Genomic DNA, 19,892 nt, shown 5'->3' on the forward strand with positions numbered 1-19,892 from the left:
CATGCCTGAAACCCGCTCCACCACCGGTGGCGGTGCGTGGAACCACCTCGCGCCGCCACCGAATCCGACCGTCCGGCTGCGCCGTTCCACGGCGCAGCCGGAGCATGCGGGACGGACCTGGGAGCCGGGGGCGCGGAGCCTGATCGACGGCGGGGAGGGGATCTGGCGGGTCACCGGCGCCGCCGGTCACGGGGTCAGTGCACTGCTGATCGACACCGCCCTGGCCCGGCTGCGTGAGGGCTCCGACCCCGACGGTCTGCTCATCGTCACCCCGTCGAAGGAGGCGGCAGGCAGGCTGCGCGGGCAGCTCGCGGACCGATTGAGCGAGATCCCCGACTTCGCCGGTTCCGCGCCCCTCGTCCGCTCTGCACCGTCATTCGCCTTCGCGCTGCTCAGAGCGGCGGCCGCCCGCGCCGGCGATCAAGCACCCCGGCTCATCACCGGTGCGGAACAGGACGCCGTGATCCGGGAACTCCTCGCCGGCCACGCCGAGGACGGGCTCGGCAGCTGGCCCGCGGAACTCCGGCCCGCCCTGACCATGGTCGGCTTCGCCCGCCAGCTCCGCGACTTCCTGCTCCGCGCCGTCGAGCGTGGTCTGAGGCCGGAGGATCTCGTGCGCCTCGGGCGGGAACACGGGCGCCCCACGTGGCGGGCGGCGGGGGACTTCCTCCGCGAGTACGAACAGACGATGGCACTCGGGGGAGTGCACAGCTACAACGCCTCCGAACTCGTCACCGTCGCCATCGAGTCCCTCGCCCTCGACGACGGACTGCTGGAACAGCAGCGCACCGCTCTGCACACCCTCCTCATCGATGACGCACAGAACCTCGATCCGCGCACCGCCGAACTCCTGACACTATTCATCCCCTCGACCCGGCTGACCGTCATCGCCGGTGATCCCGGGCAGGCGGTGTTCCGCTTCCGCGGCGCCAACCCCGACTTCCTCACGAAGTATCCGTGCACCGACGAACTCGTCCTGGACACCCCGCACCGGACACCGGCTCACCGTGGGGCGGTGATCTGCGACAGCGCCGCGGCCCAGGCTGGTGCCGTGGCGGACACCCTCCGCCGTGCCCACCTCATGGACGGGGTCCCGTGGCCGAGAATGGCGGTGATCGTCCGCTCCACCGCGGCGCTGGGCGCGATCCGGCGGGCACTGCTCGCCGCCGGGGTGCCCGTCCAGCTCGACCCCACCGACACCGTCCTGGCCGAGCAGCGGATCGTCTCCGCGATTCTGCTGGCCGCCCGCGCACTCGAAGGCCCACTGGAACGCACCGAGGTCGAGGAACTCGTCCTCGGTCCCGTCGGAGGCGCCGACCCCGTCACCCTCCGCCGCCTGCTGCGCGGCCTGCGCCAGGCCGAACTCCGGCGTGGCGGGCGACGCCGGGCCGTCGACGTCCTCGCCGAGATGGTCCTCCCACACGGCTCCGCCGTGGAGAACCCGGCCCCCGCTCCCGCGGACGACGGGGTCAGCGCCACCGATTTCCTCACCGACCGGGAGACCGGCATCCTCGACCGGATCCGCTCCGTCCTCGCCGCGGGCACGGAGGCGCAGCGGACCGGCGGATCGGTGGAGCTCGTCCTGTGGGAACTGTGGAACGCCACCGGTCTGGCGGACCGGCTCTCCGCGGCATCCCTGCGCGGCGGCACCGCCGGGTCCCAGGCCGACCGGGATCTCGACGCGATGATGGCCCTGTTCGACGCCGCCGGCGACTTCGTCGAACGGCGCCCCACCGCGGGCACCGCCGCCTTCGTCCGGCACATCACCGATCAGCAGCTCCCGACCGGCGCCCGCGACCGGCGCGGGGTCGAACCCGACGCCGTCCACCTGCTCACCGCGCACGCCGCAGGTGGCAGGGAATGGCACACCGTCGTCGTCGCCGGAGTCCAGGAGGGCACCTGGCCCACCACCTCGGAGACGGGGACCCTGTTCGGCCAGGAGGAACTCGTCGACCTCCTCGACGACGGCATCGACCCCGACGTCCACATCTCCCGTGCCGTCGAACGTCTCGCCGAGGAACGGCGCCTGTTCCACCTGGCGTGCACCCGCGCCACCGACACCCTGCTGGTCACGGCCCTCGACACCCCGGAGGGCAACGAGGTCCTCGAGCCGTCCCGATTCCTGGAGGAGCTCGGTGTGGAGATCCACCGGGTCGGCGGTGGACCCCTCGAAACCGGGGGAGAGGACCACGGCGGCACAGCCGAAATCGACGGAATCCCGGTCGGCACCCGACTGCTGTCGGTCCCGGCCATGGTCGGCGAACTCCGCCGTGCCGTCTGCGACCCCGGTGCACCCGACAGCCGCCGGCGCCAGGCCGCCCGCCAACTGGCCCGCCTCGCGGAGGCCGGAGTGCCCGGTGCCGACCCCGATCAGTGGTGGGGACTCGCCGGGCCGTCCACCGACCTGCCGGTCCGCCCGCGCCGGGACACCGTGACCCTGTCCCCGTCGCAGATCGAACAGATCGCGGCGTGTCCGCTACGGGCCGTCCTCGGGCGGGTGGACACCGACGACGAGATACCGCTGCACCTGATCGCCGGAATCCTCGCCCACGGTTTCGCCGAGGCCGTGGGGTGCGGTGCGGAACGGGAAGCGGCCGAACTGCTGGTGCGCGACGCCTACACCCGTGTCCTCGAACTCAATGGCACCCCGGACTGGCGGGTGCCGATCGACCTCGCCGCCTGGGACCGCCTCATCGGACGCACCGCCGACTGGCTCACGATCTCCCGCTCGGTGTTCACGACCGTCGGGGTGGAGGTCCCCGTGTCCGTGACCGTGGGCACCACCAGGGACGGTCGGGACCTGGTCATCAACGGAAGGATGGACCGCCTGGAACGCACCGCGGATGGAGCCCTCGTCGTCGTCGACCTGAAGACCGGCGCCAACCCACCCACCCAGAAGTCGATGGGGGAGCACGCGCAGCTCGCCTCCTACCAGCTCGCCCTGTCGAGGGGGAAGGTCGTCCCCGACACCACCGCAGGTGGCGAACCCGGGCGTATCCGCGTCACCGACGCCGACACCCCCGGCGCCGCCGAATCCGTCGGCGGCGGCGTCCTCGTCTACCCGGGCACCGCGTCCGCGAAGATCACCACCCGCGACCAGGCCGCAAAGACCCCGGAGGAGCTCGACGACCTCGCCGCCACCCTGCCGCGGCTCGCCGCCTCGGTGACCGGACCCCGGCTCGCCGCCAGGATCAACGATTCCTGCGAACGGTGCTCGCTGCGCCGCATGTGCCCCGCGCAGGAGGAAGGACGGGTGCTCACCGATGCCCGCTGAGAAACTCTCCCCGGTGCTGTTGTCCCGGTGGCTCGGCCAGGAACACGCCCCCACCGATCAGCAGGCCGCCATCATCGGCGCCGACCCCGGCCCCCTCCTCGTCGTCGCCGGCGCCGGCGCGGGCAAGACCGAGACCATGGCCGCCCGCGTGGTGTGGCTCGTCGCCTCGGGACTCGCCGCCCCCGACCAGGTCCTCGGCCTCACGTTCACCCGGAAAGCCGCCCAGCAGCTCTCCCAGCGCATCCGCGCCAGGCTGGCGACCCTCGCCGGGATCCCGCGCCTCCGCGACCTCGACCCCACCGGTGTTCTCGAGCACAATCTCCGGGCCATCACCCCGACCGTGTCCACCTACGACTCCTACGCCGGTCGGCTCATCGGCGAATACGGCCTGCTGCTCCCCGTGGAGCCTTCCGCCCGGCTGATCACCCGCACCGAGCTCTTCCAGATCGCCTGGGACCTCGTCGGCTCCTACCGTGGTGAGCTGCCCATGGAGACCGGGCGCGCCCACATCGTCGACACCCTCCTGGCACTCGCCGCCGACATGGACAACCACATGGTCGACGCCGCCGGCATCAAGGAGGAGACCGATCCCTTCGTCAACCTCTTCGACGAACTGCCGCCAGGGCCGCGGCAGAAGGAGAAGCTCGCGCAGAAGACCGCGAGGATCAGGGAGCGGCAGCTGCTGCGGCTCGCGCTGCTTCCGCTCGTCGGACAACTGCGCGCCGAACTCACCCGCCGCAACGTCATCACCTTCGGCGAGCAGATGTCCCTCGCCGCCCGGCTCGCCTCCACGCACCCCGAGGTCGGATACAGCCAGCGCCGCCGCTTCCGCGTCGTCATGCTCGACGAGTACCAGGACACCTCGCACGCCCAGCGGGTGCTGCTGTCCAGCCTCTTCGGCGGCACCGACCCCTCCCTGACGGTCACCGCCGTCGGGGATCCCATGCAGTCGATCTACGGCTGGCGGGGTGCGACCGCGGCCAACCTCACGCGCTTCGTCACCGACTTCCCCCGCATCGACCGCCACGACCCCACCGCACCGCCGCAGCCGGCACCGAAGATGGAGCTGGTCACCAGCTGGCGCAACCCACCCGAGATCCTCACCGCGGCCAACGCCGTCTCCCGCAGCGTCCTCGGCCCGGCGAACGACCCCGGTCGGGCCGTCCAGCCGCTCCGTCCCCGCCCCGGCTCACCCGCGGGGTCCCTCCGGCTGGGCTGGTTCGCCGACGCCGCCTCCGAGATCGGCTGGCTCGCGGATCACCTCGCCGCCGACTACGCGGACCGTCGCGCCGGGGGAGAGACGTTCACCGGCGCCGTCCTCGTGCGCAAGCGGAAACACTCCGCCGCCATCGCCGCCGCACTCGGGGAACGCGGTGTCCCCGTCGAGATCGTCGGGCTCGGTGGGCTCCTCGACATCCCCGAGGTCGCCGATCTCGTGGCGTTCGCGACGATGCTGGTCCGACCCGGGGACAACCGGGCGGCACTCCGGATCCTCACCGGCCCCTACGTCGGTCTGGGGGCCGCCGACGTCCTCGCCCTCGCGGGCCGCGCGGCGAATCTCACCGGCCGCGCGACCGGCGGCTCCGACAGCGGGCGTGACGACGACCGGAGCCGCATCCCGGATGCGGGGGAGGACATCCCCAACGACCCGGCACTCGCCCGGCTCCGTGACATCATCGCCGAAGCTCTGCCCGCCGGGGACGACACCGCCACCGCCGGGCTCACCGACGCCGTCGCCGATCTGGGAGAACCCGAGCGCTACAGCCCGGAGGGCCTGGCCCGGCTCCGTCGGCTGGCCTCCCACCTGCGTCACCTGCGCACCCGTTCCCTGGGGCACGACCTGCCCGAGATCTTCGGCGACATCGAACGGATCACCGGGATCCGCACAGAGGTCCTCGCCCGGACCGACCCACATGCCGACGGTGCCGCCGGAACCGTGCACCTCGACCGCTTCCACGAGCACGTCGCCTCCTTCGCCCAGATCCCCGGGGCGAATCTGCGCAGCCTCCTCGACCACCTCGCGCTCGCCCGCGAACAGGAGGAGGGGCTCGAACCCGGCGAGGTGCGTGTGAATGCCGACCGCGTGCAGATCCTCACCGTGCACAAGGCGAAGGGCCTCGAGTGGGACACCGTCGCCGTCCTCCACGCCGACAACCGCACCTACACCGACACCTCATCGCCCCGGGTCACCGTCGAGACCTGGCTCACCGACATCACGAAGGTCCCGGCGACCCTGCGGGGTGACGCCCGCGAGGACGCCACCGACAGTGTCGGCAGCCCCGTCCTGGACACCGCCGACGTGGAGAACCGGAAGGACCTGGAGAACGCGATGGAGGAGCACCGCGCACAGTTCCGCACCGCACTCGAGGAGGAGAACACCCGTCTGTTCTACGTCGCGCTGACCCGCTCCGAGCGACTGCTCTACGTCACCGGTTCCGGGGTGAGCGACACCGGAACGACCGCCGCCCCCTACGTCCACCTCGACGCCATCCGCCGCGACCAGCCCGACACCGTCGCGCACTGGCACGAACCGGAGGCGCAGGACCCCGGCACCTCCACCGGTCCCGAACCGTCGACGGACGGGGAGGCGGGTGCCCCGGACGCCGTGTTCCCGCCCGAGTACCTCGGCGCGCGTGCCGACGCCGTCCGCCGCGGCGCCGAGCTCGTCCGGCCCGCCGCCGTCGACCCGCCCGCTCCGGGCCGTGACGGCGACATCGAACAGCTCTGGGAGCAGGAGGTCACCGCGCTGATCGAGGAGCAGCGACGCCTGGACACCCCGGTCGTCGACGTGGAGATCGGGCGCGAACTCACCGCCTCCGACCTGGTGGCCGTGTCCCGCGACGCCACCGCCTTCGCCCGCAGGCTCCGCCGGCCGGTGCCCTTCAAACCCAACACCTACGCGAAACGGGGAACCGCCCTGCACCAGTGGATCGAGGACCGCTACGGGGCCACCGCGCTCCTGGACGAGGACGAGCTGCCGGGGCTGGGGGAGGAGGACATCCGCGGGCCCGAACTGGCACGGCTCAAGGAGGCCTTCCTCGCCAGCGCCTGGGCGCAGCGGACACCTGCCCACGTGGAGCAGCCCTTCGAGATCACCATCGGCGGGCACGTCGTCCGCGGTCGGATGGACGCGGTGTTCCACGAGGGGGACGATCCCGCGCGGGGATGGATGGTCGTGGACTGGAAGACCGGGCGGCCGCCGACCGGCCGGGACCTCGATTCGGCGGTGGTTCAGCTGGCCGTCTACCGTCTCGCGTGGGCGCAGTTGCTGTCCAGGCGACTGGGGCACGGCATAGACCCCGCGGAGATCAGGGCGGCTTTCCACTACATCGGCCCCGACCACACCCTAGAGCCGGGTAAGCTACCAGACGCCGGGGAACTGGCGCGGTTGCTGTAGGGTTCCCCACCGTCGGGTGGGCACGCCGCACAACCGGGACCCACCGGCACCGCGAGACGACCAGAACACGGAGACGAGATGCGCAAGAGCTTCCGCGACCGGTTCCGCAGCGACACCGAACTCGATGATCTGCCCGATCACGCGCTGCTGAACATCATCCGCATCCCGGGGCAGCGCTACTTCTCCCCGTGGACGCTGATCGCGCGCCGGGTGGTGTACGCACTGATCCTGCTCGCTCTCGTCGCGCTGATGGTCTACGCGGACAAGGACGGCTACTCCGAGGACCTCACCTTCATCGACGCGGTCTACTACTCGGCGGTGTCGCTGTCCACGACCGGCTACGGCGACATCACCCCGGTGACCCAGAACGCCCGCCTGATCAACATCATCATCATCACCCCGATCCGGATCGCATTCCTGATCCTCCTGGTCGGTACCACCCTGTCCGTGCTCACGGAGGAAACCCGCCGGGCACTGCAGATCCAGCGTTGGAGGAAGCGCATGCGCAACCACACCGTCGTCGTCGGCTACGGCACCAAGGGACGCTCCGCCGTCGCCGCACTCATGGCCGACGGCACGCCACCCAGCCAGATCGTCGTCGTCGACACCGACCGGCACTCCCTCGACATGGCGTCGAGCCAGGGGCTGGTCACCGTGCACGGCTCCGCGACTAAGGCCGACGTCCTCAAACTCGCGGGTGTGACCCGGGCCCGGGCCGTCGTGGTGGCCCCGAACATGGACGACACCGCGGTCCTGGTCACCCTGAGCGTCCGGGAGATCGCCCCGGCCGCGACGATCGTGGCCAGTGTGCGCGAATCCGAGAACCTCCACCTGCTGAAGCAGTCCGGCGCGGACTCCGTGGTGATCTCCTCCGAGACCGCCGGCCGCATGCTCGGTCTGGCCACCGTCACCCCGTCCGTCGTGGAGATGATGGAGGATCTGCTGTCCCCGGATGAGGGCTTCTCCATCGCCGAACGACTCGTCGGGGAGGACGAGGTCGGGGCGAACCCCCGGCACCTCGCGGACATCGTTCTCGGTGTCGTGCGATCAGGTGAGCTCTACCGCATCGACTCACCCGAGGCCGAGACCGTGGAACCGGGGGACCGGCTGCTGTTCGTGCGCCGCGTGTTCCGGGAGGACGTGTCGGGTCAGTGACGGTCCAGGAAACAGACATCTCCACCGGGGATCCCGGAACCGTTGACGCGGTACCCGTAGTCCACGAGAACCACCTCTGCGTCACCACGCGTGACAGGGCGCTGATGGCCGAGGACCTCACCGCCGTCTACCTCACGACCGCGCAGCTCACCGCCCTCGGCGTACCCACCGACGGGCGGGTGCTGCTCGAGGTGGGCACCACCCGGGGAACCGTCGACCGTGACTACGCCCTGCGCGTCGACGACGACGCGGCCGCGACCATCATGTCGCGGACATCGGCCACCCGCGCGGTCGCCCCGCGGGACCTCGAACGCCGGGCCTGGTCCCGGACCGTGGACCGGGCCGTCGCGGTCCTGCGAACCACCGAGAGAACACGCTTCGACCCCCGCGACGGATCGGTACTGACCTGGAACGACACCGGGAGCAGGGCCGTCAACGGCGCCGGTGCGGACTACTTCCCGCGCGTCGATCCGGCCGTCATCGGTCTGATCGAACTCGCCGGAACCGACAGGGTGCTCCTCGCCCGCGACGCCAGGCGGGACTTCTTCTCGCTGGTGGCCGGATACGTGGAGCCGGGGGAGAGCCTGGAGCACGCCTTCGCCCGCGAGGTCGCGGAGGAGACCGGGCGCACCTGCCGGGACATCCGCTACGCAGGAAGCCAACCGTGGCCGATATCGGACTCGGTGATGATCGGATTCACCGCCGTCACCGACGACGCCGATGCCCGGTGGGGCACCGACGGGGAACTCGCCGAGATCATCTGGGCCGGACCCGCCGACATCCTCGACGGGGTGGTTCCCATCGCCCCACCCGGTTCCATCGCGCACCGCCTGATCATCGGGTGGGCCCGGGCGCGGGCGACCGCGGCCACGACGAACACCGAACACTGACCCCGGAGGCACCCCTTGGCGATCAACCTGGACGAACTCGACCCGGACCAGCGCGTGGCCGCGACCGCGCCCCGCGGTCCGGTCTGCATCCTCGCCGGCGCCGGGACCGGCAAGACCCGCACCATCACCTACCGCATCGCGCACCTCATCGACCAGGGCTTCGTCGGCCCGAACCGGGTGCTCGCGGTGACCTTCACCGCCCGGGCCGCGGGTGAGATGCGGCACCGGCTCGCCCGCATGGGCATCGGTGGTGTCCAGGCCCGCACCTTCCACGCCGCGGCGCGGCGCCAGCTGCGGTACTTCTGGCCGCAGGTCGCCGGCGACCTGCCGTGGCGGCTGCTGGACAACAAGTTCCCGCTCGTCGGGCGGGCCACCCGCAGCGTCGGGGTGGACTCGAGCACAGAGACCGTGCGAGACATCCTGGGTGAGATCGAGTGGGCCAAGGCCTCGCTGGTCACCCCGGACGCCTACGCACAGGCGATCGCCGGAACACAGCGCACCCCGCCCGTGGACGCGGAGAAGGTCGCGGAGGTCTACCGCCGCTACGAGCAGGCTAAGACCTCGGAGGAGGGGATGCTCCTCGACTTCGATGATCTCCTCCTGCACACCGCCGCCGCCCTGGAGAACGCCCCCGCCGTCGCGGAGGAGTTCCACGAGCAGTACCGCAGCTTCGTCGTCGACGAGTACCAGGACGTCACCCCGCTGCAGCAGCGGGTCCTCGACGCGTGGCTCGGGGACCGCGACGACCTCACCGTCGTCGGGGACGCGAACCAGACCATCTACTCCTTCACCGGCGCCACCCCGGACTTCCTGCTCAACTTCACCCGGAAGTACCCCGACGCCACCCTGACCCGACTCGAGCGGGACTACCGCTCCACCCCGCAGGTCACCCGGCTGGCGAACGCGGTGATCGGCCGGGCGAAGGGACGCGTGGCCGGTACCCGGCTCGAACTCACCGGGATGCGGGATCCGGGGCCGGAACCGGAGTTCTCCGTCCACGACGACGAACCCGCGGAGGCCGCCGCCGTGGCGAAGAAGATCGCGGAGCTCATCGACTCCGGGACGCCGCCGTCCGAGATCGCGGTACTCTACCGCATCAACGCCCAGTCCGCCGTGTTCGAGCAGGCGCTCTCCGACGTCGGGATCGTCTACCAGGTCCGTGGCGGCGAGGGCTTCTTCAACCGGACCGAGGTCCGCAAAGCCATCTCCGAGCTCGTGCGCGCCGCGCAGCGTGACGATCTCCCCGACGAGGCCGTCGGCCCCGGGCTCCGCGTCGTCGCGCGCGCCGTCCTCGCGCCCCTCGGTCTCACCCCGGAGGAACCGGAGGGTGCCCAGGCCAGGGAACGGTGGCAGTCCCTCAACGCCCTCGTGGAGCTCGTCCACGAGCTCGGCCTCGCCACCCCGGACCTGGACATGAACGGACTGCTCGTGCAGCTGAAGAACCGGGCCGAGGCCAAGCACCCGCCGACGGTGCAGGGGGTGACCCTCGCGTCGCTGCACGCGGCGAAGGGGCTGGAGTGGAACGCCGTGTTCCTCGTCGGTCTCGTCGAGAACACCCTGCCCATCAGTCACGCGATCAAGGCCGGGGACCACCAGATCGAGGAGGAACGACGACTGTTCTACGTCGGCGTCACCCGCGCCCGGACCCATCTCTTCTGCTCCTGGGCACTCGCCCGACAGGAGGGCGGCAGGAAGTCGCGTAAACGGACCCGGTTCCTCGACGGGATCGTCACCGACCCGGAGCCGGTGGAACGGGGATCCTCCCGGAACCGCCCGAAACGGTGCCGGGTGTGCGGCTCCCCGCTGCAGAGCCCGCAGGAGAAGGTTCTGCGCCGCTGCATCGACTGTCCGGGTGGCGCGGACGACGGGATCTTCGAGCAGCTGCGCGCCTGGCGGGCGGAGACCGCACGGGAGGATCAGGTTCCCGCGTACATCGTGTTCTCCGACGCGACCCTCATGGCCATCGCCGAGGCCATGCCCGCCGATGAGCGGGAACTCCTCGGGGTAAGTGGCGTCGGCCCGGTGAAGGTGGACAAGTACGGCGGCCAGGTGCTGGCCATCATCAACGGCACCCTCGACTGACCTTCACCGGTGCGCAGCTGACCAGCACTCCGGGCAGTGCGGATGCGTCCCGTAGCGGACCGAACCGGTCGTGAGCCGGTGTGGATCGACGGTGAGCACCGTTCCCACGGAGAGGAACCCACGGTCGGGTCCCGGGGCCGGGGCCGTGACACCCGCACAGCGGAGAACCAGCGCTGCGGCGGACGTGACCGCCGTGTGCAGGACAACGGGATCCGGGGGCAACCAGCCGCCGTCCCCGAACCGGAACGTATCCCGCGGGCCGTCAGGATCGGTGTCGCACTGATGCAGTCGCAGGCAGAGCGGGCACGGCCCCTCTCCCCGTAGGCGGAGCGGCCCCAGGACCACCCGGCCGTCCACGACGGTCACGGGAATGACGTCCCCGCCCCGCTGCAGGATCGGAAGCGCCAGTCCGGGCAACTCGTCCGGGGCTCCCGTGACCACCACCGGGGAACCGGGGGCGAAGGTGCGGAGGAAACCGCCGGGCCGTTCACCGGGGAGCCGCCCGGACACCTCGACGCCGTGTTCCACAAGGAGATCACGAACACCGTCTGCGAGGGGATTCTCACCGAGCACACCGATCCGGTGGGTCACACCGCGCACGGGGACGAGAACGCCGTATCCGAGGAGTTCATCGATCAGGGTGGCGGTTTCCGCAGGTGCGACACCCGCTTCGACGAGTGCCTCGGTGAGTTCCCCGTCGGTCACGGGGGAGCGGGTGTCGGTGAGGAGCGAGTGGACGCGCCGGGTCGTCTCCGGGGTGAGGGTGTCGATGACTCCGGCCCAGGCGGAGTCGACACCGAACTGGAGCGCTCCGTTGCGGCGTAGGTGGAGGCCGACCGTGGGAGCCAGCTGGATGAGAGTTCCGATTTCGGGCATGGGGTACCTCGGGATCGTGGTTGTCCACAGGTCGCATCACGGTGACGGTGCGACCCCTGCATCACAGATAGACTCTGTTTCCATGGCCGACCGTTCCACACTCCCTGAGATCCAGGTGATCCGATCCACCCGCCGCACGAGGACGGTCTCCGGCCGGATCGTCGACGGGAGGATCGTCGTGCGGATTCCTGCGCGTCTCACCGCGGAGCAGGAGGCCGAGGCCGTCGCGGACATCGTCGCGAAGGTGCGGCGGCGGTCCACATCGGTGCACACCGGGGATTCGGAACTCGAGGCCCGCGCCCTGGAGCTGAACAAGCGGCTTCTCGAGGGGCGCGCCACCTTCAGCTCCGTGCGGTGGGTGGGCAATCAGACGCGCCGCTGGGGTTCCTGTAGCCCGGACACCGGGGAGATCCGCATCACCGACCGGCTCCGGGAGGTCCCCGGATACGTGCTCGACGCGGTTCTCGTGCACGAGCTCACGCACACCTTCATCCACTCGGGGCACGATGCGTCCTTCTGGGAGTGGGCGGACCGCGCACCGCACGCGGAGCGGGCGAAAGGGTATCTCGAGGCGTACCAGCGTTTCGGGGGCACCGGAGAGTGAACCCGCGGCGGGAACCGCCACGGGTTCACTCAGAGAGCGGGATCAGGAGTTCCGCCTGCCGTTCCCGTCGTCGTCTGAATCTCCGGCGTCGGGGGAATCGTTCCCGGAATCATCGCCGGGAGCGGTGTCGTCCGTTGAATCCCCCTTGCCCGCCTCCTCGGCGAGCATCTTCTCCAGGGCGTCGATCTCCGCGATGGGATCGAAGTCCTCGGCACCACCCTCGTCGAGCAGCCCGTCGATGAATTCCGCGGAGTTCTCCAGGTCGGAGGCCACCGGCAGGAAATCGGGGTGGTCCCAGACCGCGTCGCGACGCTTGACTCCCACGGCGACCTCCACGCGGCGCCACAGCTCCATCGCCTCGGCGACCTTGGGGGCGGCGAACTCGATGCCGACGACCTTGGAGAACGCCTGCTCCGCGGAGCCGCCCGTGGCGCGGCGCCGACGCCACGCCTCATTCATCGCCGCGGTGGAGGGGATCCGGTCGCCGATGGCCTCGGTCACCACGAGTTCGACCCAGCCCTCGACGAGCGCGAGCATCGTCTCCAGTCGGGATGCGGCCGCCGCGTTGCGGGAGGAGATCTTCGGCGAGAGGTCCATGCCCTGCAGGCGCTGCATCGCGTCCTGTATCTGTGTCGGATCGCCGCTCTCCAGGTTGAGTTCCCGGGCGGCCTCCTCGATGTGGGAGGTGTCGATCACGAGGCCCGCGGCGTACTCCTCGACGGAGGACACGAGGCGCTCGACCAGCCACGGAACGTGCCTGAACAGGCGCTGGCGCGCGGCCTCCCGGACGCAGAGGTAGACGAGTGCCTCCTGTCCCGGAACGTCAAGACCCTTCGACATCTCCTGAAGATGGACCGGGAGGACCGCGGTGACCCCCGCCGGGGCGACCGGGAGACCGAAATCGGACCCGGTCAGCGCCTGGCGGGCGAGATCACCCAGGGCGTTGCCGAGCTGCATCCCGAAGTTCATGCCCGACATCTGATTCATCATCTGCAGCATGGGCCCGATCATCTGCCGCGCCTCCTCCGGCAGCGACTCCAGCTGGGCCTCATTCATCCGCTCCGCGACGGGGGTGACCATCCGCTTCCACACCGGGAGGGTCTGCTCCAACCAGGTTTCCGCGTTCCAGGCCTCGACCCGGCCTGAGGCGGTGGGCAGTTCGGTGGCGTCATCGAGCCAGAGTTCCGCGAGCCGCACCGCGTCGGTGACTGCGGTGACCTGGTTGGCGGGCACCGGTCGGACGCGACCGATCTGCTGGCGGGCGATCCGTTCGGCGAGGGCGTAATTCACGGCCCCCTGGCCCTCGGGAGAGCTCATGGACGATCCCATGCCGGACAGCATCTGGCCGAACTGGTTGAGCATGTCGCCCAGGCCACCGCCCATGCTGCCCCCGCCCATGCCCGGACCGAAGCTGAAGAAACCGAAGTTGTTCTGACCGTCGTTGCGGTCGTCATCGTCATCATCGTCACCGGGTCGGAAGCCAAAACCATGGTTGTTCATGGCTCCAACCTACCGGCGGCTGTGAGAGCTTCGCCATGACAGGGACAACGCTCTGAGCGAACAACGCGGGCGGGCGGACGACCGGCGCTGTGATCGTCTTCCGGCGGCAAGCGGGGGTCGTCGGTGCGGGGCTGTATCGTTGGTAGGCGTGAATCGTCGAACAAGCACCGTGCTGGCCGGAGCACTTCCCGTGGTCGCGTTGACCTTTCTCGCGATGGCCGACCACATCCCCGGGACGGGGATCGATCTGACCGTGCCCTACGCCGCCGAAGGTCCGGGGCCCACCTTCGACACCCTCGGTGAGTACCGGGGAGAGAAGGTCGTGGACATCACCGGTGCGGACCTCGACGAAACCGAGGGAAGCCTCAACATGACGACCGTCGAGGTGCGCACCGGTATGACCCTCGCGCAGGCGGTCCGCCGGTGGCTGTCCGAGGACACTCTCGTGCCCATCGACCACTTCATCCGTCCGGGTGAGACCCTCGAGGAGGTCTCCGAGCGGAATGAGGCGCTGTTCACCTCATCGGAGTCCGCCGCCACGATCGCCGCGATGACCTACCTCGACAAACCGGTCCAGGTCAGGGTCGTCGGAATCGCGGAGGAGTCCGCGGCCGAGGGGGAACTCCGGGACGGGGACATCATCCGCGCCGTCGACGGCACCGCGGTGACCCTCCCGATCGAGGTACAGGAGGCCGTCCGGGCGAAGAATCCCGGAGACCGGATCCGGTTGGAGGTGGTTCGGGGAGACGGTGACCGGACCATCGACGTCACACTCGGAAGCCCCGCGGAACAGCCCGATGTGCCGTTGCTCGGGGTCCTGATGGATGCCGCCCCCGCTGACGGAGTCACCGTCAACTACAACCTCGAGGACGTCGGCGGCCCGAGTGCGGGCATGATGTTCAGCCTTGCGGTCGTGGACAAACTCAGCGAGGGGGCGCTGAACGGTGGCCGTTTCGTCGCCGGAACCGGGACGATCGCCGCGACCGGCGACGTCGGTCCCATCGGCGGGATCGTGCACAAGGTCCGTGCCGCGCGTGATGCCGGCGCGGAGGTGTTTCTCTCCCCGAGCGGGAACTGCGCCGAGGCGGTGAGTCGGGATCACGGGGAGATGGCCGTGCTGAAGGTGGACACGCTCGCTGAGGCGATCGATCAGATGGCGGCCTATGATGCCCGCCCTGGGAGTGCTCTGACCTGCGAGGACTATCTCTCGAACTAGTTCTTCGACCGATCCGTCGACCTCGTCGACGACGCCGACGAGGTCGACGGATCGGTGGCCCCGGTACCGCCCGCACCGCTGGTTGGTGTCGTCGGGTTTCCCGGTGGTGCCGTCGTGGACGACCGGCTGCTTCCCGTCGCCGTGCGCTGCGGAGTCGTCGGCGTCCTTCGGGCGAGGCCGAGCTCCATGATCCGCTCCCGCGGGTCCTGCTCATCGGTGGAGATCATCTGCTGGAGCACGACGCCGTTCGCGTTGTCGACCACGGTGATGATGGCTACGGTGCCCACGTTCGACCAGCCGACGATCACGTCGCCGTCGTCCTGCACTATCCGGGCGCTGCGCAACTCGGTCAGCAACTGCGTGGTGGACGCGGCCTTGGCTTCGTTGGCGAAGAACTGGAACTGGCCGACCTCCTCGCCCGAGCACGCGGAGGAATCCGCCACGCCGTTCGGCATGCAGGAGTCGAACTTCTCGAACAGTGAGCGCGGTGCGAGGGTACCGAAGCGTTCGTAGGCGTCCTGGACGCTCCGTGGAAGTCGGGGGCTCCTGTCCGCGGTGTCCGCTGTAGTTTGGGGTGCCGTCGTCGAACTGGAACTCCCCGAATCCCGGGCGGTGCCGGTGGTGGAGGTCGCTGAAGTGGTTGACGTCGCTTCCGTCGTACCCTCCGCTTCCGGGTCCTGTCCGCCCACATCGCCATCGCCTCCGCCGCACGCGGCGAGGAGAACGGTGGCGGTCAGGGCTGCGGCGAACCGGAGACGGCGCGAGGAGCTGCTGGAAGGGATGTCGGACACTGGAATCAGTCAGCTCCTCGGTGATGGCGGACGGGAACCGCCGTATGGTCTTCTCTCTCGCCGTGCGTCAGTCGACGGCCGGCTGCTCAAGAGTGTAGTGAAGCGCGGCGATGACACCGGGAGCGACACCGGGTCCGCCCCGGAGGCTGATCTCGTCATCCGCGAAGGGACCCGCCGCCGCGAGCTCCTCCTCAGTGGGACGGAGCTGCAGCAGCGTCAGTTCCTCCCCGCTGCGCAGAACGCCCGAGAACAGGCGTGCAGGTTTCGCCTCGATCCCGTCGCCCGGGCCGTCCCCCGTTTCGTCGGGATCGGTTCCCGCCGTGTCCCGGAAGAGGATCTCCTGGGCCAGGATGACCCCGCACACCTGTTCCGGCCACGCCAGGCGGGAGATGAAATCCCCCAACTCATCGGAACCGCCCTCGATGTGTGGCGGCAGATCGTCCTGCTGCACGAGGGTCAGCGGGGAATCGTCCTCGATCAGGTCCGCCGCTCCCGTCGCATCGGCGAGCATCGAGGTCTCGACGAGGGCGAAGAGAGCGGGGGAGGAGTCCCAGCCTCCGGCGTGGACGTGTTCGACGGCCTCCATCATGGCCCGGTTGAGGGCCTGCTGGGTGCGGGGGGACTCCGGCGTTGCTGGCATGGGGATGGGTGCTCCCGGTTGTCTCGGATACGGAAAAAAGAAAGTACTGTTGAATTCTATCCGTCACGTGCACGTTAATTAAAGGAGTTGGCTTGTCTAGCGGCCTTAGCCCCCAGAAGCCGTTCAAACGACCCCCACGGGTGGTCACCGGAATCATATTCCTCGTCGCCCTCGTCATCTTCGTGGGGCCGATCCTCGTCGGCTACTACACCGACTGGCTGTGGTTCTCCGAGGTGGACTTCCGCGGTGTGTTCACCCGCGTCCTGGTCACCCGAATCGTCCTGTTCCTGGTGTTCGGGGTGATCGCGGCCGCCATCGTGTGGCTCGCCGGGTACCTGGCGTTCAGGTACCGCCCGGACGACATGGACGACGTATTCGGTTTCGAACCGGACAACCCGATCCGCGCGTACCGCGCCGCGATCGAGCAGTCCCTCAAGCGCGTCATGCTCGGCGTCCCGATCTTCATCGGAATCCTCGCGGGCATCGTCGGACAGGCGAACTGGACCACCGTCTCCCTGTTCCTCAACGGATCCGACTTCGGTGTGACCGACCCCCAGTTCCACCGTGACTACGGTTTCTACGCCTTCACCCTCCCGTTGATCCGGCTCGTCGTGGGATCCCTCTCGTCGCTGCTGATCGTGGCCTTCCTCGTGGCACTCGTGGGGCACTACCTGCTCGGCGGAATCCGGGTGGGGGCCAACGGTTTCTCGGAGAAGGGGGCCATGTCCAACCCCGCGCGCATCCAGCTCGCGGTCACCGCCGGGCTCTGGATGCTGCTGCGCGTCGTCAGCTACTGGCTCGACCGCTACGACCTGCTGAGTGCACAGCACGGAGGCGGACAGGGCAGTTCCTTCTACGGTGGCTCGTACACCGACATCAACGCCGTCCTACCCGCCAAGATCCTCCTCATGGTCATCGCCGTCGTCGTCGCCGCGGCGTTCTTCTCCGCGGTGGTCCTCCGGGATCTCCGCATCCCCGCCCTGGCGACCGGCCTCATGGTTCTGTCGGCCGTGGTGATCGGGACCGCCTGGCCGCTGGCCATCGAGCAGTTCTCCGTCGCCCCCAACCGCGCGGAGAAGGAGTCGAAGTACATCGCCCGCAACATCGAGGCCACCCGGTACGCCTACGGGGTGACCGACGACGAGGTCACCTACATCTCCAACTGGGGTGCGGAAGGCGCGTCGGAGGAGTCCGTCGCCGATGACGTGGCGACACTGTCGAACATCCGCCTGCTCGACCCGCAGATCCTCTCCGACACGTTCACCCAGCAGCAGCAGCTCAAGAACTTCTACGGGTTCCCGGACAAGCTCAACATCGACCGCTACACCGTCGACGGCGAGCTCCGCGACTACGTCGTCGCCGCGCGTGAGATCGACCCCAACGCCCTGCGTGACAACCAGCGGGACTGGATCAACCGGCACACCGTCTACACCCACGGCAACGGCCTCGTGGCCGCGCCCGCCAACCAGGTCGACGAGGTCGCCCGCGACGTCGGATCCACCCGTGGCGGCTACCCGGTCTACACCGTGAGTGACCTGCAGACCCTGCAGCGCCGCGCGGAGAACGAGGAGGCGGAGAAACTCGGCATCGAGGTCGATGAGCCCCGCGTGTACTTCGGCCCCGTCATCGCCTCCGGACCGACGAACAGCGACTACGCCATCGTCGGCGGCACCCTCGACGGCAAGGCCCTCGAGTACGACACCGACGGATCGAGCTACACCTACACCGGTTCCGGCGGCGTCTCCATCGGCAACATCGTCAACCGCACCGCCTTCGCCCTGCGCTACCAGGAGATCAACATGCTCCTGAGTGACCGGATCGACGGCAACTCCAAGATCATCTTCGAACGCGACCCCCGCTCCCGGGTGGAGAAGGTCGCGCCCTGGCTGACCACGGACTCCGCGACGTACCCCACGGTCATCGACGGGAAGATCAAGTGGATCGTCGACGGCTACACCACGCTCAGCAACCTGCCCTACGCCCAGCGCACCGCGCTGAGCGAGGTCACCCGTGACTCGCTGAACGCCAACGGCACGAACCAGCGCCTGCTCACCGACCAGGTGGGTTACATCCGCAACTCGGTCAAGGCCGTCGTCGACGCCTACGACGGATCCGTGGAGCTCTACGAGTTCGACGACTCCGACCCGGTGCTCAAGGCGTGGGAGGGCGTGTTCCCCGGAACGGTGAAGCCGAAGGAGGAGATCTCCGACGACCTGCGCGAGCACCTCCGCTACCCGGAGGACCTGTTCAAGGTTCAGCGTGAGATCATCGCCAAGTACCACGTCGATGACGCGCGCGTCTTCTTCACCTCCGACGACTTCTGGTCCGTGCCCAGCGACCCGAACGCCTCGAAGGGCGTCGAGGGCGTCAACCAGCCCCCGTACTACGTCGTCGCCGCCGACCCCGAATCCAGGGACGCCGGCTTCCAGCTGATCACCCCGTTCCGTGGTCTGGAGCGCCAGTTCCTCGCCGCGCACATGTCCGTGTCCTCCGACCCGGACAACTTCGGCAAGATCACAGTCCGGGTCCTGCCCACCCAGACCCAGACGCTCGGCCCAGCGCAGGCGCAGGACACGATGATGTCCTCCGACCAGGTCGCCCGCGACCGGTCGCTGTGGGAGGGCACGAACGACATCAAGAACGGCAACCTCCTGACCCTGCCCGTCGGCGGCGGAGAGATCCTCTACGTCGAACCGATCTACACCCAGCGCAAGGACCAGGACTCCGCCTTCCCGAAGCTGCTGCGTGTGCTCGTGAACTACAACGGTCAGGTCGGCTACGCCCCGACCATCGCCGAGGCGCTGAGCCAGGTCGGCATCGACCCGCGCTCCGCGGCGGACGTCGAGGAGGCCACGGATCTGCCGGACAGCGTGGACAAGACGCCTGCCGGTGGCGACTCCGGTGGCGGCGGGGAGGCGACCGAGCCCTCCACCACCATCGGCGGTGTCCCGGCCGCTGACCTCAACGAGGCCATGGACCGCGTCTCCGAGGCGCTGAAGGGCCTGAACGACGCCAAGAACGCGTCCCACGAGCAGTACGGCCGAGCCCTCGACCGACTCGACCGTGCGGTCGCCGAGTACCAGCGGCTGCAGAACAGCGCCGGTAACGAGGGCACTCCCGCAGGGGAGTCCGCCGACGCCTGACGGCTGAGAGAAACGGCGGGTCCGGCTAACCGGGTTCGCCGCTTCTCTCATTTTCGCAGTTCACCGCCCCGATTGGACGTTCACGGGGAAGCTATGTAAAGTAACTCAACGTTGCCAGGGAGCAGACGAACGAAAGTTTCCCGGCACGGTGCCAGTACGTAGCACCCGACGCGGGGTGGAGCAGCTCGGTAGCTCGCTGGGCTCATAACCCAGAGGTCGTAGGTTCAAATCCTGCCCCCGCTACCACGTACACGAACCCCCTCTCCTTCGGGAGAGGGGGTTTCTCGTGTCCGCTTCCCGGAAGCTGAACATGTCCTGTCTCTG

The 19,892-nt window shown here is 69.3% G+C and carries 12 protein-coding genes and 1 tRNA gene; 9 read left to right on the forward strand and 4 right to left on the reverse strand.

All coding sequences use genetic code 11. The annotated features are described in order from the left end of the window. The first annotated feature begins 1 nt into the window (after nucleotide 1). The 5 genes from JDV75_RS07560 (at nucleotide 2) to JDV75_RS07580 (ending at nucleotide 10,798) form a co-directional block, all read left to right on the forward strand. Entirely contained in the window at nucleotides 2–3,274 is a 3,273-nt protein-coding gene (locus tag JDV75_RS07560; protein ID WP_198738649.1) for an ATP-dependent DNA helicase, read from the forward strand. Then, nucleotides 3,264–6,671 (forward strand): ATP-dependent helicase, encoded by a 3,408-nt coding sequence (locus tag JDV75_RS07565; protein WP_198738650.1) that lies wholly within the window; start codon nucleotides 3,264–3,266, stop codon nucleotides 6,669–6,671. Before JDV75_RS07560 ends, JDV75_RS07565 begins: the two co-directional genes overlap by 11 nt. 78 nt (nucleotides 6,672–6,749) lie before the next feature. After that, nucleotides 6,750–7,826, forward strand: coding sequence for a potassium channel family protein (locus JDV75_RS07570; RefSeq protein WP_198738651.1), 1,077 nt, complete (start codon nucleotides 6,750–6,752; stop codon nucleotides 7,824–7,826). After that, nucleotides 7,823–8,716, forward strand: coding sequence for an NUDIX domain-containing protein (locus JDV75_RS07575; protein WP_198738652.1), 894 nt, complete (start codon nucleotides 7,823–7,825; stop codon nucleotides 8,714–8,716). Before JDV75_RS07570 ends, JDV75_RS07575 begins: the two co-directional genes overlap by 4 nt. 15 nt (nucleotides 8,717–8,731) lie before the next feature. Then, complete coding sequence (locus tag JDV75_RS07580) at nucleotides 8,732–10,798, forward strand: ATP-dependent DNA helicase UvrD2 (protein ID WP_198738653.1); 2,067 nt, start codon at nucleotides 8,732–8,734, stop codon at nucleotides 10,796–10,798. Nucleotides 10,799–10,801: 3 nt separating this feature from the next. On the opposite strand, the gene JDV75_RS07585 is transcribed toward JDV75_RS07580, so the two are convergent. Continuing rightward, on the reverse strand, nucleotides 10,802–11,674 hold the full coding sequence (locus JDV75_RS07585; RefSeq protein WP_198738654.1) for a hypothetical protein: 873 nt from the start codon (nucleotides 11,672–11,674) through the stop codon (nucleotides 10,802–10,804). A gap of 82 nt (nucleotides 11,675–11,756) precedes the next feature. Between JDV75_RS07585 and JDV75_RS07590 the strand changes: the two genes are divergently transcribed. Next, a complete protein-coding gene (locus tag JDV75_RS07590; protein WP_198738655.1) occupies nucleotides 11,757–12,278 on the forward strand; it encodes a M48 metallopeptidase family protein in 522 nt (173 codons plus the stop codon). A gap of 42 nt (nucleotides 12,279–12,320) precedes the next feature. On the opposite strand, the gene JDV75_RS07595 is transcribed toward JDV75_RS07590, so the two are convergent. Continuing rightward, a complete protein-coding gene (locus JDV75_RS07595) occupies nucleotides 12,321–13,778 on the reverse strand; it encodes a zinc-dependent metalloprotease (RefSeq protein ID WP_198738656.1) in 1,458 nt (485 codons plus the stop codon). 148 nt (nucleotides 13,779–13,926) lie between these two features. Here JDV75_RS07595 and JDV75_RS07600 point away from each other — a divergent pair, with 148 nt between their 5' ends. After that, nucleotides 13,927–14,994 carry a PDZ domain-containing protein gene (locus tag JDV75_RS07600; protein ID WP_198738657.1) on the forward strand — a complete coding sequence of 356 codons (1,068 nt, stop codon included), beginning with the start codon at nucleotides 13,927–13,929 and terminating at the stop codon, nucleotides 14,992–14,994. Here JDV75_RS07600 and JDV75_RS07605 read toward each other — a convergent pair. Continuing rightward, entirely contained in the window at nucleotides 14,991–15,785 is a 795-nt protein-coding gene (locus JDV75_RS07605; RefSeq protein ID WP_198738658.1) for a hypothetical protein, read from the reverse strand. The two genes, JDV75_RS07600 and JDV75_RS07605, sit on opposite strands and share 4 nt — an antisense overlap. Before the next feature lie 67 nt (nucleotides 15,786–15,852). Then, on the reverse strand, nucleotides 15,853–16,425 hold the full coding sequence (locus JDV75_RS07610) for a PPA1309 family protein (protein ID WP_198738659.1): 573 nt from the start codon (nucleotides 16,423–16,425) through the stop codon (nucleotides 15,853–15,855). A gap of 92 nt (nucleotides 16,426–16,517) precedes the next feature. On the opposite strand from JDV75_RS07610, the gene JDV75_RS07615 reads away from it, so the two are divergent. Together JDV75_RS07615 and JDV75_RS07620 are read left to right on the forward strand one after the other, a co-directional pair. Then, entirely contained in the window at nucleotides 16,518–19,568 is a 3,051-nt protein-coding gene (locus JDV75_RS07615) for a UPF0182 family protein (protein ID WP_198738660.1), read from the forward strand. A 169-nt stretch (nucleotides 19,569–19,737) separates the two neighbouring features. After that, nucleotides 19,738–19,814: transfer RNA gene (locus JDV75_RS07620), tRNA-Met, on the forward strand. The last annotated feature ends 78 nt before the right edge of the window (nucleotides 19,815–19,892 follow it).

The sequence above is a fragment of the Corynebacterium meridianum genome, assembly GCF_016342265.1.
GTDB lineage: Bacteria > Actinomycetota > Actinomycetes > Mycobacteriales > Mycobacteriaceae > Corynebacterium > Corynebacterium meridianum.